18 protein-coding genes are annotated in these 17,287 nt (G+C 39.5%); 13 read left to right on the top strand and 5 right to left on the bottom strand.

The window, feature by feature from the left end; translation table 11 throughout:
- Window positions 1-9: 9 nt before the first annotated feature.
- On the top strand, window positions 10-789 hold the full coding sequence (locus tag B4Z90_RS01105) for a helix-turn-helix domain-containing protein (RefSeq protein WP_286801208.1): 780 nt from the start codon (window positions 10-12) through the stop codon (window positions 787-789).
- A gap of 46 nt (window positions 790-835) precedes the next feature.
- Here the strand turns inward: B4Z90_RS01105 and B4Z90_RS01100 are convergent, their stop codons facing one another.
- Window positions 836-1,498, bottom strand: coding sequence for a DUF1349 domain-containing protein (locus B4Z90_RS01100; protein WP_286801207.1), 663 nt, complete (start codon window positions 1,496-1,498; stop codon window positions 836-838).
- A gap of 266 nt (window positions 1,499-1,764) precedes the next feature.
- Here B4Z90_RS01100 and B4Z90_RS01095 point away from each other — a divergent pair, with 266 nt between their 5' ends.
- Window positions 1,765-2,373, top strand: coding sequence for a class I SAM-dependent methyltransferase (locus tag B4Z90_RS01095; RefSeq protein WP_286801206.1), 609 nt, complete (start codon window positions 1,765-1,767; stop codon window positions 2,371-2,373).
- 12 nt (window positions 2,374-2,385) lie between these two features.
- Entirely contained in the window at window positions 2,386-3,294 is a 909-nt protein-coding gene (locus tag B4Z90_RS01090; protein WP_286801205.1) for an NAD(P)/FAD-dependent oxidoreductase, read from the top strand.
- Between the two features lie 208 nt (window positions 3,295-3,502).
- On the opposite strand, the gene B4Z90_RS01085 is transcribed toward B4Z90_RS01090, so the two are convergent.
- Window positions 3,503-3,799: a winged helix-turn-helix transcriptional regulator gene (locus B4Z90_RS01085; protein ID WP_286801204.1), complete on the bottom strand. Its 297-nt coding sequence runs from the start codon at window positions 3,797-3,799 to the stop codon at window positions 3,503-3,505.
- 142 nt (window positions 3,800-3,941) lie between these two features.
- Between B4Z90_RS01085 and B4Z90_RS01080 the strand changes: the two genes are divergently transcribed.
- Complete coding sequence (locus tag B4Z90_RS01080) at window positions 3,942-4,541, top strand: nitroreductase family protein (protein ID WP_286801203.1); 600 nt, start codon at window positions 3,942-3,944, stop codon at window positions 4,539-4,541.
- A gap of 42 nt (window positions 4,542-4,583) precedes the next feature.
- Here the strand turns inward: B4Z90_RS01080 and B4Z90_RS01075 are convergent, their stop codons facing one another.
- Both B4Z90_RS01075 and B4Z90_RS01070 read right to left on the bottom strand, forming a co-directional pair.
- Entirely contained in the window at window positions 4,584-5,528 is a 945-nt protein-coding gene (locus tag B4Z90_RS01075) for an MBL fold metallo-hydrolase (protein ID WP_286801200.1), read from the bottom strand.
- Window positions 5,529-5,591: 63 nt separating this feature from the next.
- Entirely contained in the window at window positions 5,592-8,858 is a 3,267-nt protein-coding gene (locus B4Z90_RS01070; protein WP_286801199.1) for a TonB-dependent receptor, read from the bottom strand.
- 282 nt (window positions 8,859-9,140) lie between these two features.
- On the opposite strand from B4Z90_RS01070, the gene B4Z90_RS01065 reads away from it, so the two are divergent.
- From B4Z90_RS01065 to B4Z90_RS01050, 4 genes are all read left to right on the top strand, one after another.
- Window positions 9,141-9,653, top strand: coding sequence for a DUF4269 domain-containing protein (locus tag B4Z90_RS01065; RefSeq protein ID WP_159333048.1), 513 nt, complete (start codon window positions 9,141-9,143; stop codon window positions 9,651-9,653).
- 17 nt (window positions 9,654-9,670) lie between these two features.
- On the top strand, window positions 9,671-10,228 hold the full coding sequence (locus tag B4Z90_RS01060) for a Crp/Fnr family transcriptional regulator (RefSeq protein WP_070565449.1): 558 nt from the start codon (window positions 9,671-9,673) through the stop codon (window positions 10,226-10,228).
- 77 nt (window positions 10,229-10,305) lie between these two features.
- On the top strand, window positions 10,306-10,623 hold the full coding sequence (locus tag B4Z90_RS01055; protein ID WP_046674567.1) for a DMT family transporter: 318 nt from the start codon (window positions 10,306-10,308) through the stop codon (window positions 10,621-10,623).
- A 165-nt stretch (window positions 10,624-10,788) separates the two neighbouring features.
- Entirely contained in the window at window positions 10,789-11,259 is a 471-nt protein-coding gene (locus B4Z90_RS01050) for a hypothetical protein (RefSeq protein WP_046674568.1), read from the top strand.
- 141 nt (window positions 11,260-11,400) lie between these two features.
- On the opposite strand, the gene B4Z90_RS01045 is transcribed toward B4Z90_RS01050, so the two are convergent.
- Window positions 11,401-12,132: a 3-keto-disaccharide hydrolase gene (locus B4Z90_RS01045; RefSeq protein ID WP_115045806.1), complete on the bottom strand. Its 732-nt coding sequence runs from the start codon at window positions 12,130-12,132 to the stop codon at window positions 11,401-11,403.
- A 683-nt stretch (window positions 12,133-12,815) separates the two neighbouring features.
- On the opposite strand from B4Z90_RS01045, the gene B4Z90_RS01040 reads away from it, so the two are divergent.
- From B4Z90_RS01040 to kdpB, 5 genes are all read left to right on the top strand, one after another.
- Window positions 12,816-12,938, top strand: a complete 123-nt coding sequence (locus B4Z90_RS01040; RefSeq protein ID WP_256604641.1) for a hypothetical protein — start codon at window positions 12,816-12,818, stop codon at window positions 12,936-12,938.
- Between the two features lie 27 nt (window positions 12,939-12,965).
- Window positions 12,966-13,343, top strand: a complete 378-nt coding sequence (locus tag B4Z90_RS01035; protein WP_112376186.1) for a DUF7674 family protein — start codon at window positions 12,966-12,968, stop codon at window positions 13,341-13,343.
- The gene (locus B4Z90_RS25095) at window positions 13,344-13,421 is read left to right on the top strand and encodes a potassium-transporting ATPase subunit F (protein WP_084823209.1); all 78 of its coding nucleotides are present in this window, start codon (window positions 13,344-13,346) and stop codon (window positions 13,419-13,421) included.
- Between the two features lie 141 nt (window positions 13,422-13,562).
- Window positions 13,563-15,248 carry a potassium-transporting ATPase subunit KdpA gene (gene kdpA / locus B4Z90_RS01030; protein WP_286801198.1) on the top strand — a complete coding sequence of 562 codons (1,686 nt, stop codon included), beginning with the start codon at window positions 13,563-13,565 and terminating at the stop codon, window positions 15,246-15,248.
- Window positions 15,249-15,274: 26 nt separating this feature from the next.
- On the top strand, window positions 15,275-17,284 hold the full coding sequence (kdpB, locus tag B4Z90_RS01025; RefSeq protein WP_286801197.1) for a potassium-transporting ATPase subunit KdpB: 2,010 nt from the start codon (window positions 15,275-15,277) through the stop codon (window positions 17,282-17,284).
- Window positions 17,285-17,287 lie beyond the last annotated feature (3 nt).

Raw genomic sequence — 17,287 nt, 5'->3', positions numbered from 1 at the left:
AAGTATAAAATGAAATCGGAGATCAAAAAAAAATTAGATAGAAATTTTGCTGAGCGTAGATTACGAAATAGCAGCATAGATTTATCTGTGCTAAAACACTATAAGAGTTACGCAAAAACTTTTGCCGACATTCATAACGGTATAGCCGTACTAAGTGACCTGACGGCGAACTGGAGTTATACCTATATAGGGACAATTGCAGAGCGACTTTACCTTCCTTCATATGACAAGAAGCTGGAAATAAACGGTATTTGGGAAGATTTTCTTCTCGAACGTGTTTACCCCGATGATTTGGCCATTAAGCATGCTTTGGAGCTTCAATTTCTCAACTTGGTCAAAAAAAAGGATCTAGCGGAGCGATTCAATTATCAAGCAAACAGTATCCTACGGGTCGAAGGGAAAGAGGGACAAATCATCCAGCTGTCCCATCAGATTTTTTACTTGGACACCCCAGGACCGGAATTCCCACAGCTGGCTTTATGCTGTTATACCTTACTACCAGAAACTGAAACTTCAATCAATCTTCGAAATTATATCCTCAATCAGGTAACAGGCGTAGTCCATCACTTAGATGGCTATGGTGCGAAAACTTCGATTAGTACACGAGAGAAAGAAATTTTAAGCTGCATCAAGGAGGGGATGATTAGTAAACGAATTGCCGAAAAACTAGGGTTGAGCATTAATACCGTTAACAGGCATCGGCAAAATATACTCCAAAAGCTTCGTGTACGAAATTCATATGAAGCAGTGAGTGTGTTTAACAAGATGCAGCAGGACATACTGACTTAAGATGACGCCCGTCTATGGGGCTGTCTTAGACGGGCGTCGATATTTTTTAGTTTGAATTATTCTCTTTCAGCCATTTGCTTCGACGTTGATCTGCAAGGTGTTTGATCGTAAAATAGTCAAATTTCGCCTGAAAGCCATTGCCGTCTGGTGAAGCTGCCATTAAACCAACCATAACAGGGTGATTATCCTGCAGCCAGGCATTCCTCATCATGATATACTCCTTGTCATCAAAAGAATAGAAAAATTCGACAGCATCTAATCGACGTATTGCTTTGATCCAAATAAAAGGGATTTCCTTATCTATTGGAATAATGCTCCAATCACTCGTTTTATGCGTAACGACCGTACTCAAATTGTATTTTCCATCCACAAATTCTATCCCTGCTTTTATATAATTCTCCTGATCAATGCGCAACATGAGACCTGCTTGGTCAAAGCGGGTTTGGTAGTTCGCCGAGATCTTTGCCTTGACTTCAAACTCTCCCCCGCGTAGCGTATAGAAAAAGGGGGCGTCGTCTACTGTAAATCCATAATGAGAGATACGCCAATAATCGCTTTTAGGCGTAACGAACATCGAAAGTGAATTGTCTTTGATGTTCCATTCTGTTGGTTCGTTAAACCAAAGCATCTTATCCAATTTTTGTGCGCTGGCCTGCATCGTAAGCAATGGAAATAATGAAGCTGCTAAAAATGTCTTTATAGTTTTCATGTTTTTGTTTTTGTGATGATATTCATTTTCATCAGCAAAGATATTTAAGCATAGCCCAGGTTTTCAATACTGATAAATAACCATGATTTCAATAATTCATCCTATTGTAATTTATTTGCAATTTAATTGCATTTAATGTTTTTGCTACATAGTTGCAATAGTGAAAAATACTATCTTCGCTGAGTTGACTTTTAATCCACTGTAGTACCGAATCGGTATAGCAAACAAGATCGATTTCAATTTTAAACAATATAAGCAACAGCAGTATGGAATTTTGGGAACGTAATTTTATAGAGAAGCAAGAAATGTGGGGGAATGAAGCCGCAAAGTCTACAACGTTTGCAGTAGGCTTTTTTTTGGAACACAACATCAAAAATATACTGATTCCTGGGTTCGGCTACGGTCGCAACGGTCGCCCTTTTTTGGAAAATGGAATAAAAATTACAGGCATTGAGATCTCGAAAACGGCAATAGAACTCGCCCGGAAATCCTTTGGGACAAATACGATAATCCATCATGGTTCGGTTAATGAAATGCCTTTTGATCAGGATATATATGACGCTATATTTTGTTACGGGCTTATTCATCTATTGGATGCTGAAGAACGTAATGCGTTAATCCAGCATTGCTTTGACCAATTAGCTGAAGGAGGTTATATGATTTTTACGACCGTATCAAAGCTAGCGAGTATCTATGGAAAGGGGGAGGCCATAGGCACTGATCGATTTGCAATGTTTGGAGGAGTACATATGTTTTTTTACGATATTGATTCCATTCATGCCGAATTCGATCCCTATGGATTAATGGAAATTAGGGAGGTAGAGGAAAATTTTCCATTCTACTTCATCATTTGTCAGAAGAGGATTAATATTTAAATATATATATTTATGAAAGATGATAGAAGCTATGAGGTAATTATCGTTGGGGGAAGTTATGCGGGGCTTTCTGCAGCGATGGCATTGGGACGTTCCTTGCGGAATGTGTTGATTATCGATAGTGGGCTACCTTGTAATCGACAGACGCCGCACGCTCATAATTTCATTACGCATGATGGTGAAAAGCCGCTTAGTATAGCGAAAAAAGCGAGGGAGGAAGTTCTGAACTACCCGAGTGTCAAGTTCCAGAAAGGGCTTGCTGTGAGCGGCATGATGACAGCTACAGGGTATGAAATAACCACCGAAAATGGGGACGTCTTTCAGGCTAAAAAGCTCATTTTTGCGACTGGTGTGGAAGATATTATGCCTAGTATACAAGGATTTTCAGCCTGTTGGGGAATTTCGGTTATCCATTGCCCATATTGTCACGGTTATGAATTCCGAAAAGGAAAAACTGCTATTATGGCCAATGGAGAGCGTGCACTTCACGTAGCGGGATTGGTCAATAATCTCTCGAACGACTTAACGCTATTGACTTCGGGTAAGGCTAGTTTTGATGTTAAGCAGAAAGCAAAACTGAAGTTACATGGTATTTCGATTATTGAAGAAGAAATAACTAAAATCCAGCATAAGAATGGATGGGTCCAACAGGTACAATTAAAAGACGGTCGTGAACTTGCCTTTGATGCTGTTTATGCTGCCATACCTTTCAGGCAACATTCGCTTATTCCTGCAATGTTAGGTTGCGAATTGACCGATCAGGGACATATAAAAACAGACAATTTCCAGAAAACAACAGTTGCGGGTGTTTTTGCCTGTGGAGATAATTCCAGTATGATGCGTTCGGTGGCGAATGCGGTTGCTGCAGGAAACCTAGCTGGAGCAATGGTTAATAAAGAACTTGTTGATGAGGTTTTTTAGTGGCCATATTGATCTGTTTTCCGGCAGTGGTGACACATTGTTAATTCATCAGGAAGTTTTTACAAAAACTTCCTGATGCGTAAATGCTGTCTTTATTAAATTTTTTTGTCCAAATTTTGCTGAAATAATAGCTGCCGATAAGATAAACCGACACTAGGAAGTGATCCTTTATGATGGATAATCGTTTTAAAAGTCGACGGCCCCTTCTCTACATTTGTTGAATACGTTCGGTCCGACTAGCCGTTTCCCGTCCCCATTCTGCAATAGATTCTAATAGCGGAATAAGCGTCTTGCCGAATGGTGTAAGTTCATAATCTACTTTTAAAGGGGCTTTATCGGTATGTACTGTACGCTTTACTAAACCATCAGCCTCAAGTTCCTTTAATTGTAAGCTCAAAGTTCGCTCGGTAATTAGTGCACATTCTTTTCTTAATTCATTATAACGTTTTTTTTCAATTAGATGAATCAAAATTACTGCCTTCCACTTTCCGCCTATGTATTTCATAGTCAGGCTGGTACTGCATGGGTATTGTTTGTTGTCTATCAAATACATCTGTTACTATCAAGTTTGACCGTTATTGCAAATATATAACACTATATTTAAGTTTGCAACTATAAAATATATAGTTAATTTAATCTTGTATGTTATGGCTTTTTTAGAAACTGCAAAGCAACGTTACACAACGAAAAAGTATAATTCAGAAGCGCTAATTCCGGAGGAGAAAATCGCTGAATTAAAGGAAATAATCCGATTGAGTCCATCTTCCATCAATAGCCAGCCATGGAAATTCTTCTTTGTCTCTTCTGGAGAGATGAAACAAAAACTCGCTGCCGCATCCTATTGGAACGCACAGAAGATAAATGAGGCAAGCCATCTGGTTGTCTTTAGCGCACTTACCGATGTAGATCGCTTTGAAGAGCAGATCGCAAACACGCTTCCAGAGGGATCGATTAATTACTATAAGCAATTTTTGCAGTCGAAAGGGGAGGTCCATGTTCAATCCTGGATGAAGCAACAGGTGTATCTTTCTTTGGGATTTTTCCTTGCAGCCTGTGCTGCAAATCATATTGACGCAACCCCAATGGAAGGAATTGAAAATTCCGTCTACGATGAAATACTGGAACTCGATGGCTATCGGACGCTATTTGCAGTTGCTATTGGCTATCGACATGTGGAGGATGCAAATCAGCCTGCAATTACCGCAAAATCACGCTTGACAATTGCAGATATAATTGAAGAGTTCTAGGTAAAAAAAGATGAAACCAATAGTGGTTTCATCTTTTTTATATTAGTTTAAACTTATCTTTTTGCCCTGTTCGGGGAAAACATAATTTATTTTAAGTGGATTATTGTTGAGCAATTCGTTTTTAATGATTTCAGGGTTGTTACCAGTTGGTTTTCGGTGTGTGACCACTATGCTTAGCCCTTCCAAGTTTTTCAGTCCCGTTTTTTCTTTGAGCTTTAGGAGTTCTTCTAGCAGCAAATTGGGGGTTAGGTGACCGAAGAGTAAATTTTCTGGCTGATTATTTGGGAAGGAGACTTCAATCAATATGCTGTTTAATTGTTTATTTTTGATCAGTGGGGTAATCTTATTCCAGAGCTTATCTAGCTGATCGGATTTTTCCACCCGGTCCGCGCCAGTATCGCCGAGGTAAAGGAGGTAGTGATTATCATGGCGGACAAGTGCTGCACTGCTTTTATACGGATTTACATGGCTCAGCTCATATGCCGTCAAAGATAATGCTGTATTTGGTACTTGCATTTCCTGCCCCTCCTGTAAAATGTTGTAATGATACTTTCTTAGTATGGGCTTTTGGCCCTGATCACCAAAATTGATCCAGGTATCCGTGATAAAATAGTGATTTTGTAGAATTTGAAGGACCGGATCAATAGCGAAAATGTTCTTTTTGCTATCGGCAGGAGAATTAATAATAAGACCCGATAGATGATCAAGATGTCCATGGGAAATGAAATATCCCTTTATTTGGTTATGCAAAATTGTTTCGACCGATCCATTTAGACTTTTCAACGCAATAGCTTTTCTAATCCCCGTATTTATGGTTCCGGCATCGAGGCAAAGGAAGGCCGTATCTCTTGGAGTGCCTACTAAATAAGCAGAAAGATTGTCTTCTTGTTCGCCACCATATATTCCCAGCGGGACAAGGTCAAAATGCTGTGCCTGACAGGTTATGGTCACAAGAAATGTAAAAATGGAAAGCGCTAGTTTTTTCATGATTATTAAACTAAAAACCCATCCGTTGTTATAGGATGGGTTCAAATTTACGTTATTTTTTGTTTATTGGTTGAATCGGTAACGTACACCCAGCTGAATTCTCCAGCGTGAAGTTTCATCCACACTGTTCGAGAAAGTGTTGGTTAAAGGAATCTGATTGGTAGCATCTAAATAAGGGAAGGAGAATGTTGGCTGTCCCTGCGCATTCAATCCTTTGTAATTTAAGATACCGTTTGCTTTGTTGGCAAATTGGGCAACTCCCCAGCTTTTGTTGATCATATTACCGAAATTAAATACATCAAAAGTAATCTGCAATTGATGTTTCTTACCGCTGGTATTTAAAAATACATCTTGTGCGATGCGGATATCCAGTGTTCCGATCATTTTTCCTACCAATGCGTTACGTTTCGCGTATTGGCCTCTGTGCGCATTCAGGTAATTGTCCTGATTAATGTATCCGTTCAATTGAGACCATAATTGATCAGCTGTCCGAGTGTCTTGCGCATTGTCGCCAACAAGTGCAATTTCAGCTTTACTATTTGGAATGTAGATCAAGTCATTACCAGACAAACCATCATTGTTCAGGTCACCGCCATAAGTATAAGAGTAGCGAGGCCCGTCCTGCAGTTGATAAAATAAGGAGAATGTCGTTCCTAAATGATCCAGGTATTCTTTACGGTAAGAGAAGTTGGCAATAAATCTATTTTTAACCAAATAAGTTGAATAAGATAGGTCAGCGCTATTTGGATTACCCGACACATAGCGATCACGCCACATGGATTGAGCAATAGATCCTCCATCGTTCACAGATCTTGAATCTGTATAGGTATAACCGATATTTGCAAAAAATCCACCTTTGAACTCTTTCGACAATGTTCCTGTCAAGGTATAACTATAACCTTTTGATGTATTGGACATCACAATGGCGTCGGAAATATTCGGATTTTCGGGAGTAGGTTGAGCAGCACCATAAATACGTGGAGTATTGTAACGCATACGGTTATCGGCACCAACTAAAGCTTTACCGTCCGTCGTATTTAGATTGACGTTACGGAAATAGACCGAATTGATATCTTTTGAATACATGGCTTCAAAAGTACCAATAACACCGCCTGGTAATTTTTGGTCAATGGCAAGGTTCGTTCTCCAAAGCTGCATAAATTTGAAGTTATTATCCGTTACCGCCAAGTTATAACTCGAGTTGTTGGCTGCAGTTTGGTGGTTCACATTGCGATAAGCATCTACATCAGGTGTAAATGGGCGGTTTGTAGGATTATTAATGGATTCAGAACCAAACATAACACCATTATTGCCGGCCTGATTAGAAATCCATACTAATGGCGGACGACCCGTAAAGATTCCCGATCCACCACGTACCTGCGTTTGATTTGTTCCATTGACATTCCAATTAAATCCAATTCGTGGCGACCAAAGAATTGCACTCTTTGGATATTTTGATACATCGATCTTTTCACCTTGATCAAAATTCAACTTGGTTACATTATCATTTTTCAGTTCATTGGGGGATGATATGTTAGTCAAATCGGCTCTCAATCCAGCAGTCAATTTAAAATGATCATTTACAGCATAGGCATCCTGTGCATATAGACCAAACATACGTGCTGAAATTTCTGCATAAGGAAATGACCCATCAGGTAAAACAGAATATTGGATTTGGTATTTGGTTGCGTTAGAAACATTATTTTTTGCAGAGTTGTAGAAGTCATCTAAACTGGCAAATGTATAGGCTCCATAATAGTTCGGTGCAAATCCATTGGTGGTTTTGTAACTTTCAAAATTGGCTCCCAAGGTAATCTCATGCTTTCCGGCATAAATATTAAAGTTGTTGGTTGCTTGAAATACTTTCGTCTTTAAGCTATTAAATGCTGTAAATGGTTCGTAACCAAATGCTGTCATGCTACTACCGTCGGGGTTCATGATGTCTACCAAAGGAAATGGTTGGCCACCTTTCGACTCTCTATAGTCGTTCATGACATTGTATCCTACGGTCAATGAATTAGAATATTTGCTACTGATACGCGTACGTAATTCTAAATTCACATTGTCCATGTTGTTGTTTATACCGTAGCCTGCTGAGCTGAAAGGTAGGCCAAGGTTGGACGGTTGCCGATTATTTTTGGGCGCACCACTATTGGACGGTAAGATGTCGCGATAGGAACGAAAGTAGAAATATTTGGCGCTTAAGGTATTTTTTTGATCGATATTGTAATCTAATTTAACGGAAAATTTGTCACTGCGTGTATCCAAAGGATAATCTTGATAAGATCCAGGATTATACCCGATCGATTTAAGGTAGTTGGCTAGCTCATCAAGTTTCTCCGCAGATACGGTTGAAACATTCGGCCCCGTATTTCCTCCACGTGAAGCTATAAAATTTGTTCCTGGGTCTGTTCTTCGCTCAAGCTCGCCGCTTGCAAAAAAGAATAGCTTGTTTTTGATAATTGGTCCCCCCACGGTAAAACCATAGCCTTTTAAGCTGAAGTTGTTGACTGGTGCTCTTAGTCCGGCCGAATTGTATTTGTTGACTAAATTCTGATTTCTGAAATAATAATTTAACGAACCTTGTACTTCGTTGGTACCACTTCTTGTTACGGCATTGATTGCAGCACCGGTAAAACCATTTTGCCTTACGTCATAAGGAGCAATGTTTACTGAAATCTCCTCAAAGGCATCCATATTGATAGGTTGCGAGTTTGTTTGGCTTCCGATGGTTCCTTGTAGTCCAAACGCGTTGTTAAATAGCGCGCCATCGATGGTAAAGTTATTGGCAAGGTTGCTTCTTCCTGCAAAAGAAGGATTACCGTACTGCATCGAAAATTGAGGGGTCAGTTTGACAAAGTCTGTAAAGCTTCGATTGAGTGTGGGTAGATTTTGAATCGCTGTGCGGGAAATGTTTTGTGCCGCACCTGTTCGGCCGGAGTTGAAGACTTTGCCCTGTCTCGTACCTACAACGACAGCTTCATCCAACACCTGCAATGCGGACTGCATCTGAATATCCAATGTTGAGCTCTGTCCCAAAGCTAGTTTCTCGATCTGCTTGATATTGGGTGAATGACCCAGATAAGTTACGGTGATTTGATAAGGGCCACCAATTCTCATATTGGGGAGATTGTAGCGGCCGTCACTTCGCGATGAAGTAACGTACTTTGTCCCAGAAGGTAAATGTATGGCTTCGATTGTCGCCCCATTGATTGGCGAATTTCCCTCTCTGACGGTTCCATTCAGAGCAGAGGTGGTTTCATTTTGCGCATAGGTAAGTGAGGTACCGATTGTGCTTAGCAAAATACTGGTAATCAAATGTTTTCTCATTTGTTTTGTAGCTGTTTAAATGACTAGGTGATTTTTAAACCGCGATAAAGGTAGGAGAGTAGTATTGATTTTGTGTTAAGTAAATATTAGTTAACGGTTTCCACTGTCGTAGGTATAAACCGTTTTTTATTATTGATAATTCAGTCCAATCTTGCTTGCGGCTATTTTTTAATTTTGATTATGTTTACGTTTTTTCTTTTGTTGTTTAGTATATTCAAACCTATTTAACCGGATTGGATTTTATCGTTACTTATGACCATAAATTTTAAAAACATAGATTATTTGAAGTCTGGAAACGACGTGCAGAAAAAAGCCTATCGGTTATTGACTGACTATCAAATTACTACTCTTCTTGATGCTTATGATCCGATTGTAGTTGGTACGATACCGATTCAGCTAGATGTGGGTGGGAGCGATATAGACATTATTCTGTGTGTCAACGATTTTGATGCTCTTGAAGAAATGCTGTCTCTTAATTTTTCGAAACATGCACATTTTCGGTTACAGCGGCCGGCCGATCGTGTAATCGTCTGCCGTTTCACGATTGAAGAGCAGCTTTTTGAAATTTATGCAACGGATAAAGCAACTGAAATTCAGAATGGATACTTACATATGCTTAAAGAGCATGAAATTATTCAATTGAGGGGTGGAGAATTCGCTGAACAGGTCAGACAGCTCAAGAGGAGTGGGATAAAAACTGAGCCTGCATTTTGTCAGCTATTGGGAATTGAAGGCGATGCATATACAGAACTTCTAAAGTATAATCCAGCAGATAACACGATGAACTATGAATGATTTTAATCTATAATAGAATGAATCCCCTAGTTGAACAGTTCAAAAAATATGGCTATCTCAATGAAGCAATTGAGAAAGCGGTAGAAAATAGAACGCGTTATTTCTTTAAGAAAAAGGGCGAGCATTTTTTGAGAGAAGGGCAGCATTTATCCAGCTATTTTGTTTTAAGTACAGGATTACTACGAGCTTATTTTTTTAAAAACGGACGTGAAATGAACAGCTGGTTTGGTGAGGAAAACCAGATTTTTGGATCGATTTTACCCGTTTATACTGAAAAACCCTCTTTTGAAAATATTCAGCTTCTTGAAGATTCCGAGATCTATGCTATTTCTGTAGACGATTTAAATGAATTGTATAGAATTTATCCTGAACTAAATCTTATCGGTCGGAAGATTGCCGAGGAGGTTTGTATTATTCTTGAAGAACGGATTATGTCGCTGCATACCGAATCTGCAGTAGAACGATATCAATCGCTCATACGCTTACAGCCCAATTTGTTAAATAGAATTAATCTCGGTCATATTGCATCATATTTAGGGATTACACAAGAAACACTTAGTCGGATCCGGCGATAAGGTACGATTTTGATATAAGTCAAAAAATGCACCTCATTTAGCGATTATCTTTGCTGTAGAAATTTAAACTATTGAAAATGAATTGGATTGCATTGATCATCGCTGGCATTTTTGAAATTGGCTGGCCGCTCGGATTAAAAATGGCTCAACAGCCAGATTCAAATAAATTGGGTTGGATCATATTGGCTATTGTTTCTATGAGCATTAGTGGAGGATTATTGTTTTACGCTCAAAAGGCAATTCCTATCGGTACAGCTTATGCCGTATGGACAGGTTTGGGAGCTGTGGGAACATTGATTGTTGGAATCTTTTTTTTCGGAGATTCTGCCAATATATTTAGGCTCCTTTCAGCAACATTGATCGTCGCTGGAATTATCGGTTTAAAAATATTCTAAAAAGCCACAGGAAATGCTATTTATGTTAGGGAAGATTTAAATAAATTATATAGGTGAGCTCAATTTGCTTGACTAGAATGTTCAAAGTCGTTTGAAACGCACTTTTTTAATCAAAACTCCTTATAAAAGAGTAGGTTGGGATGATTTTTGCTTGATAATCAAATTATGAGGCAAGAACTAGCAGAAAAAATAGAATTGTATAGTAAAAGGTACGGCCTATTTATGCGGCCGGAGTATATTAGCTTTGCTCGGGACACGACAAGACTTTTGCTTCGCAATGAATGTCTCCGTGAAGGTGATATAAAAGCGTACCAAGACTATATTGCTTCTCATTATCCGGAAGATCTTCCCTGGGAAATGAAACAATATCAGGAAACGACCAAAGCATTGGAACGAATGAGTAAGGAAATGGCAATTGCTTGGGTGAATACGCATCAAATCAATATTTTCGAATCCGATATTTTTATCGATGATGAAGATTCAATTTTGCGCCCTATTCAGTCAAAGGATGAAGATATGTTTCGCTATAATTTTAATGCGTTGGAAGAACTCATCTACAATCACCAAAGACCAGAAGATCTATTTCGGCGGAATAGGGATTGTTTTTGGATAGATACAAGAATTGAATGGCGGTAGTTTGCAGCTCATCTTGATGCTGTTTCCCAAGCATTATCTCCTTTTATAATGAATACTTCTTGCGATATTTTTTATAATCGAGACGCTAAAACAATTTTTTGTTTTAGCGTCCAAGTCCTTCGCATATGTGAAGGACTTTTTTTATAAAAGCTTTATTTTTAGATTTCTAAACGATACGCCTCTCGACCAATCCTGCAGTGCTAATTTCCCATTGATATGCTTACCAAACTCCGGATAATCTTTGAAATTACTATGCTTTACTAAATCTTTCCATTTAGCTGAATTAAAATCCATTTCAGCAGTGATTTTTCCATTTAGGAAGAATGTAATTTTTCCATCTTTCTGAACGATACTGGATTCATTCCAATCATCTTGCGTTTTAATGTTGACAAAGTTTTGTTGCGGTAGAAATGTATAAAGACAGCCCGAACGCTTTAGCGGTTTATCAAAATCAGGATGGGAATCTGCCAACAGTTGGTACTCCGGTCCAGAATGGTAGGTCGCATTAATATCGGGTCTTTCCTGTACGTTGACAAAAACGCCACTATTTCCCTCTTTTTCCAGCTTCCATTCAAACTTAAACTCATAATTTTTATACTCTTTGTCCGATACCAAGTCGTATTTTTGGCTTTCACTGTTTGGGTCACAGTAAATTGTTCCATTTTTTACAATCCAGGCCGTAGGCGCATTTTTGCTATTATTGTACGTATGCCAATTGTTGAGCGTGCTACCATCAAATAAAAGTTGCCAGCCATTACGTTGCTCTTCTTCTGTCAATGTATTGGGACTGCTTTTTTCATTTTGACAGGAGAGTAAAATACAGCCCAGAAAGACCCATAAGGTGATTTTTTTGAAAAGGTTTAAGTTTATCATTGTTTTTATTTTTATAAGTGTCTCTTTAATACGTTTTCCCAACCAATATGTATTCCCTAAAATAATTTTTAATGTGAACTTTTGGAGACAATTTCATATTCCTTTGCAAATTTGTTACATAGTGCTTCTGCTAATACTTATCCCGAGGTTCACATATTCTCCCATTCATTCATGAATTTTTAAAATGTGCTGGCCCATCATTTTAAAAGATAAATCGGCTCAAGCCGTCTATACTTCTTTGGTCACCTTTCAAGCATAGATGACAAGGTACACATTATAATGATTTGATCACATTTTCAGCATAGTCATTCTCATTTTGATAAAATAACCTTATCAAAATGATAGGATTCTCCAATTCTATTTTGTGACTTATTTTTTTATATCATCTGATTAATAGTGTTTTATGATGTTTTTCGGTACAGTGGAACAGGATTTGGCTTATGGGGACAAATGAATGTAAATATGAAAACAGGACGGAAAAGAAAAGTATGTGGTAAGAGTCCGCCGAGGGGGACGATCGGCAAAGCTACTAGCATTAAATTCAAGTTTAAAAAATGAAATCGCAAGTCACTAATAAAGTTTAACAATGGTAATAACAATTGTACTCATCATAACTGGACTATTTTTCTTCTGGTTATTCTATAAAATGGTCGACTTTTTCGGCAAAATATAAAATAAATAATATGAAAGAGAAGCAAGAAAATAAAGGCAGAGGTTCCGCTCATAATGTGTCGGGCGACCGTATAGCGAAGGTCATCGTAGTGGTATTGATTATTGCAATGATTTTTCAACTCTATATCGGGTAGATTTTGATACATAGTTTTACGAACAACATGAAAAAATTAAATCAATACGGTGCAGGTCTGTATATGGCGCTCCATTACAAAGAAATCCGATCAGAGATTAGTTTCCTATTACGGAAGCACAATTTTGCAGGAGCTTTACAGGCTGTTATTAATCATCTTCGGAGCTTAATAGTACTGCAAAGCACGGACAAAATCTGCCAGCATATTCATTTCCTCGGAATGATTTATGGACGAGGAAACAATTATGTAAAATACATTTTGGAAAATCTTTTTGTTAGATCTTTAGGAGGTCTTCGACGCATAAGTTCGGTCCATGCATGGGCAGAAATCGAAGCCCAGCTACCAACACCATTTTTAGAGGTCCTCAAAGGACAACAAATCCATAACCTTCTAATATCAAAGTAAATGACAGCTTTATTTATTGTAGCACTACTGGTTTTTACATACATCTGTTATGTACTCTTAAGGCCAGAAAAATTTTAATAACAAGATTACTCATTCGTCATTGTCAGCGATTAAACTGCGCTTTCAGTCAGTCCTTTTGGCATTACGAAGTCAAAAGAAGGGCTTAAAGTTAGCTGACGATTGATCATGATACACTTTTTATACAAATCAATTAAAGAAATGAATACAGAGATTCTTGGAATCATAGTGATGTTCATCGTAACATTACTACTCGGACTTCCCCTCGGGAAATATATAGCTAAGGTATATGGTAACGAAAAGACCTGGTTAGATCCATTGTTTCAACCATTGGAACGTTTTTTTTATCGAGTGACAGGAATTAATCCCAATGTTCAGATGACTTGGCAAAAGCACCTCCTTGCTCTTCTGACAATTAATCTAGTGTGGTTCCTGTTGAGTATGGCTATCCTGATGAATATGGGAAGTTTGCCTTTAAATCCAGATGGAAATCCTGGAATGACTGCTGATTTGGCTTTTAATACCAGTATATCCTTTTTGGTTAACTGTAATCTCCAACACTATTCTGGGGAGTCGGGCGTGAGTTATCTAGGACAAATTTGGCTCATGTTTCTCCAATTCGTGACTGCAGGCGTGGGAATGGCTGCTGCAGTGGTTATTTTTAAAGCTTTTAGGGATAAAACAACAACGCAATTGGGCAATTTTTACGATTTCTTTGTGAAATCTTGCACCCGCATTTTACTCCCTATCTCGGTCCTGGTTGCTGCCATTTTCGTGTTCCAAGGCATGCCGATGACATTCGAAGGTAAGGACAGTATGATTACAGTTACTGGAGATACCGTACAGGTAAGTCGAGGACCAGTAGCTGCCTTTGTTCCAATTAAACATCTGGGAACAAATGGAGGTGGTTTTTTTGGTGCTAACAGTGCGCATCCATTCGAAAATCCCAATTATTTGACCAACATGGTGGAAATGATTGCCCAGTTTATTATCCCGATGGCGATGATATTTGCATTCGGCTTTTTTATTCGCAAGCGTAAATTTTCATGGATGATGTTTGGCGTGATGACCATTGGGTTTATCATCCTGACGATTCCAAATATAAAAATGGAAATGGCTGGAAATCCAGCGATCGCACAGATGGGTATTGATACGTCTATGGGGGCTATGGAGGGAAAGGAAATACGTATTGGTGCCGCAGCATCCGGCTTTTGGAGTATTGTCACAACGATGATTTCGACGGGATCAGTCAATTCTATGCATGATAGTTACATGCCCTTATCTGGTATGAACGAACTGATAGCCATGATGGTGAATGCCTTTTATGGCGGTGTGGGCGCGGGAATACTCAATTTCTTCATTTTTATTATACTCGCCGTTTTCATTAGTGGCTTGATGGTGGGGCGCACACCAGAGTTTATGGGTAAGAAAGTTGAAGCGCGCGAAATGAAAATCGCCATGATTGTTGCTCTTGCCCATCCTTTTCTAATCCTTGTCGGTACAGCACTTGCGACAGCGTTTCCAGCCCAAGGTGCTTCTACATTGAATAACCCTGGATTCCATGGTTTTAGTGAAATATTGTACGAATATACTTCATCCGCAGCCAACAATGGTAGTGGTTTTGAAGGTCTTGGAGATAATACCATTTGGTGGAACATTTCGACGGGTATTGTATTGTTACTCGGCCGATTTATACCGATTATAGGCCCAATTGCTATTGCTGGGTTATTGGCTGAGAAGAAATTTATACCTGAAGGCGAGGGAACGCTAAAAACTGATACAAGTACATTCGGTTTAATGGTATTCGCTGTGATCGCGATTATTGCAGCACTCTCTTTCTTCCCTGCGTTGGCACTGGGTCCAATTGCGGAATATTTTTCCATGTAATACGTAAAAATTAAAGAATTCTAAAAATGAGCAGTCAAAAAACATTGTTTCAGAAAGAGCTTGTACAACAAGCGTTAAAGCAATCTTTCGTGAAGCTAAATCCTAAAATAATGTTCCGTAATCCAGTGATGTTTACCGTGGAAATCGGGACGTTGATTATGGCCGTGGTTTGTCTTTGGATAATGACCGGAGAAAAATCACAAGGTACACTTGGTTATAATTTTACAGTATTTCTTATCCTATTTTTAACCTTGCTGTTTGGCAATTTTGCGGAGGCAATTGCCGAAGCCCGCGGAAAGGCGCAAGCAGATAGTCTTCGGAAAACTCGGGAGGAAACTCCTGCAACCCTGCGCGATGGTGGGGTCGTTTCATCCGCTCAATTGAAAAAAAATGATGTTTTTGTTTGTCAGGCTGGTGATGTAATTCCATTGGATGGGGAAATTATCGAGGGGTTGGCGACAATAGATGAAAGTGCAATTACCGGTGAATCAGCACCGGTGATCCGCGAGGCTGGGGGCGATAAAAGTTCAGTTACAGGTGGCACCAAGGTTTTATCCGATCGAATTGTCGTGCAGGTAACGACAGAACCGGGTGAAAGCTTTCTGGATAAGATGATCGCACTGGTCGAAGGGGCAAGCCGCCAAAAAACACCTAACGAGATTGCCTTAACCATCCTTTTGGCAGGTTTTACACTTGTTTTTATTATCGTAACGGTGACCTTAAAACCATTTGCGGATTATGCCAATGTCGGTATCACCATTGCTTCGTTTATTTCACTTTTTGTCTGTCTGATTCCAACGACAATAGGTGGTCTTTTATCGGCGATTGGTATCGCGGGAATGGATCGCGCACTTCGTGCAAATGTTATTACAAAAAGTGGCAAGGCAGTTGAAACGGCGGGTGACATTGATGTCTTGTTGCTTGATAAAACTGGAACCATTACGATCGGAAATCGTAAGGCGACAAATTTTTATCCCGCCGATGGTGTCATGAAAGCAGCGCTGGTACGTGCAGCAACATTGAGCTCTATGGCGGATGAAACACCAGAAGGGAAATCAATTGTCGAATTGGCTGGTGTCAACCCATCGAGCTATAAGGTCGAAAACCCGGCATTCATTAAGTTTACCGCCGAAACCCGTAGCTCGGGAATAGACTTTGAACAGACACGTATTCGTAAAGGTGCAACAGATGCTATTCGAAATATCATTGTAAAGGCTGGAAATCTATTTCCTCAGGAAATAGATGAGCGCGTAAAGCTTATCTCTCAAAATGGGGGGACCCCATTGGTCGTAGCCGAGAATGAACAAGTACTCGGTGTCATAGAATTGCAGGATGTGATAAAACCCGGGATTCATGAACGCTTTGAAAGGTTGCGAAAAATGGGTATTAAGACTGTTATGGTGACAGGAGACAATCCGTTAACGGCCAAATATATTGCCGAAAAAGCGGGGGTGGATGATTTCATCGCCGAAGCGAAACCCGAAGACAAGATGAACTATATCAAAAAAGAACAGCTTGACGGGCGATTGGTCGCCATGATGGGGGATGGTACAAACGATGCTCCGGCACTTGCACAAGCGGATGTTGGTGTAGCAATGAATAGCGGTACGCAAGCTGCAAAAGAGGCTGGAAATATGGTCGATCTCGACAATGATCCGACCAAATTGATCGAGGTTGTGGAGATAGGTAAGCAATTGTTGATGACCCGGGGTACGCTGACAACATTTAGTATTGCAAACGATGTTGCCAAATATTTTGCGATTATTCCGGCCCTGTTTATTGCGGCAATACCGGCACTTCAAGGTTTAAATATTATGCAGCTCAGTAGTCCACAAAGCGCCATACTATCGGCTGTCATCTTCAACGCAATTATTATCCCATTACTGATTCCTTTGGCATTAAAGGGAGTTGCATACAAACCTATAGGCGCAAGCGCATTGTTACGGAGAAACCTGCTCGTTTTTGGACTTGGTGGAGTGCTCGTTCCATTTATTGGTATCAAGGTCATAGACCTGCTGGTTTCGCTATTTATCTAATAC

Source organism: Sphingobacterium sp. UBA5639 (assembly GCF_002421245.1).
Taxonomy (GTDB): domain Bacteria; phylum Bacteroidota; class Bacteroidia; order Sphingobacteriales; family Sphingobacteriaceae; genus Sphingobacterium; species Sphingobacterium multivorum.
This window is presented reverse-complemented; position numbering and strand designations above follow the sequence as displayed.

Bases quoted from the DNA above. Each gene is read 5' to 3' on its own strand.
- kdpA (WP_286801198.1), top strand. From the start codon at position 13,563: ATGAATACAGAGATTCTTGGAATCATAGTGATGTTCATCGTAACATTA.
- B4Z90_RS01100 (WP_286801207.1), bottom strand. From the start codon at position 1,498: ATGAAAACTATAAAGACATTTTTAGCAGCTTCATTATTTCCATTGCTT.
- B4Z90_RS01055 (WP_046674567.1), top strand. From the start codon at position 10,306: ATGAATTGGATTGCATTGATCATCGCTGGCATTTTTGAAATTGGCTGG.
- B4Z90_RS01040 (WP_256604641.1), top strand. From the start codon at position 12,816: ATGAAAGAGAAGCAAGAAAATAAAGGCAGAGGTTCCGCTCATAATGTG.
- B4Z90_RS01095 (WP_286801206.1), top strand. From the start codon at position 1,765: ATGGAATTTTGGGAACGTAATTTTATAGAGAAGCAAGAAATGTGGGGG.
- B4Z90_RS25095 (WP_084823209.1), top strand. From the start codon at position 13,344: ATGACAGCTTTATTTATTGTAGCACTACTGGTTTTTACATACATCTGT.
- B4Z90_RS01050 (WP_046674568.1), top strand. From the start codon at position 10,789: ATGAGGCAAGAACTAGCAGAAAAAATAGAATTGTATAGTAAAAGGTAC.
- B4Z90_RS01045 (WP_115045806.1), bottom strand. From the start codon at position 12,132: ATGATAAACTTAAACCTTTTCAAAAAAATCACCTTATGGGTCTTTCTG.
- B4Z90_RS01080 (WP_286801203.1), top strand. From the start codon at position 3,942: ATGGCTTTTTTAGAAACTGCAAAGCAACGTTACACAACGAAAAAGTAT.
- kdpB (WP_286801197.1), top strand. From the start codon at position 15,275: ATGAGCAGTCAAAAAACATTGTTTCAGAAAGAGCTTGTACAACAAGCG.
- B4Z90_RS01060 (WP_070565449.1), top strand. From the start codon at position 9,671: ATGAATCCCCTAGTTGAACAGTTCAAAAAATATGGCTATCTCAATGAA.
- B4Z90_RS01085 (WP_286801204.1), bottom strand. From the start codon at position 3,799: ATGAAATACATAGGCGGAAAGTGGAAGGCAGTAATTTTGATTCATCTA.
- B4Z90_RS01075 (WP_286801200.1), bottom strand. From the start codon at position 5,528: ATGAAAAAACTAGCGCTTTCCATTTTTACATTTCTTGTGACCATAACC.
- B4Z90_RS01105 (WP_286801208.1), top strand. From the start codon at position 10: ATGAAATCGGAGATCAAAAAAAAATTAGATAGAAATTTTGCTGAGCGT.
- B4Z90_RS01090 (WP_286801205.1), top strand. From the start codon at position 2,386: ATGAAAGATGATAGAAGCTATGAGGTAATTATCGTTGGGGGAAGTTAT.
- B4Z90_RS01035 (WP_112376186.1), top strand. From the start codon at position 12,966: ATGAAAAAATTAAATCAATACGGTGCAGGTCTGTATATGGCGCTCCAT.
- B4Z90_RS01070 (WP_286801199.1), bottom strand. From the start codon at position 8,858: ATGAGAAAACATTTGATTACCAGTATTTTGCTAAGCACAATCGGTACC.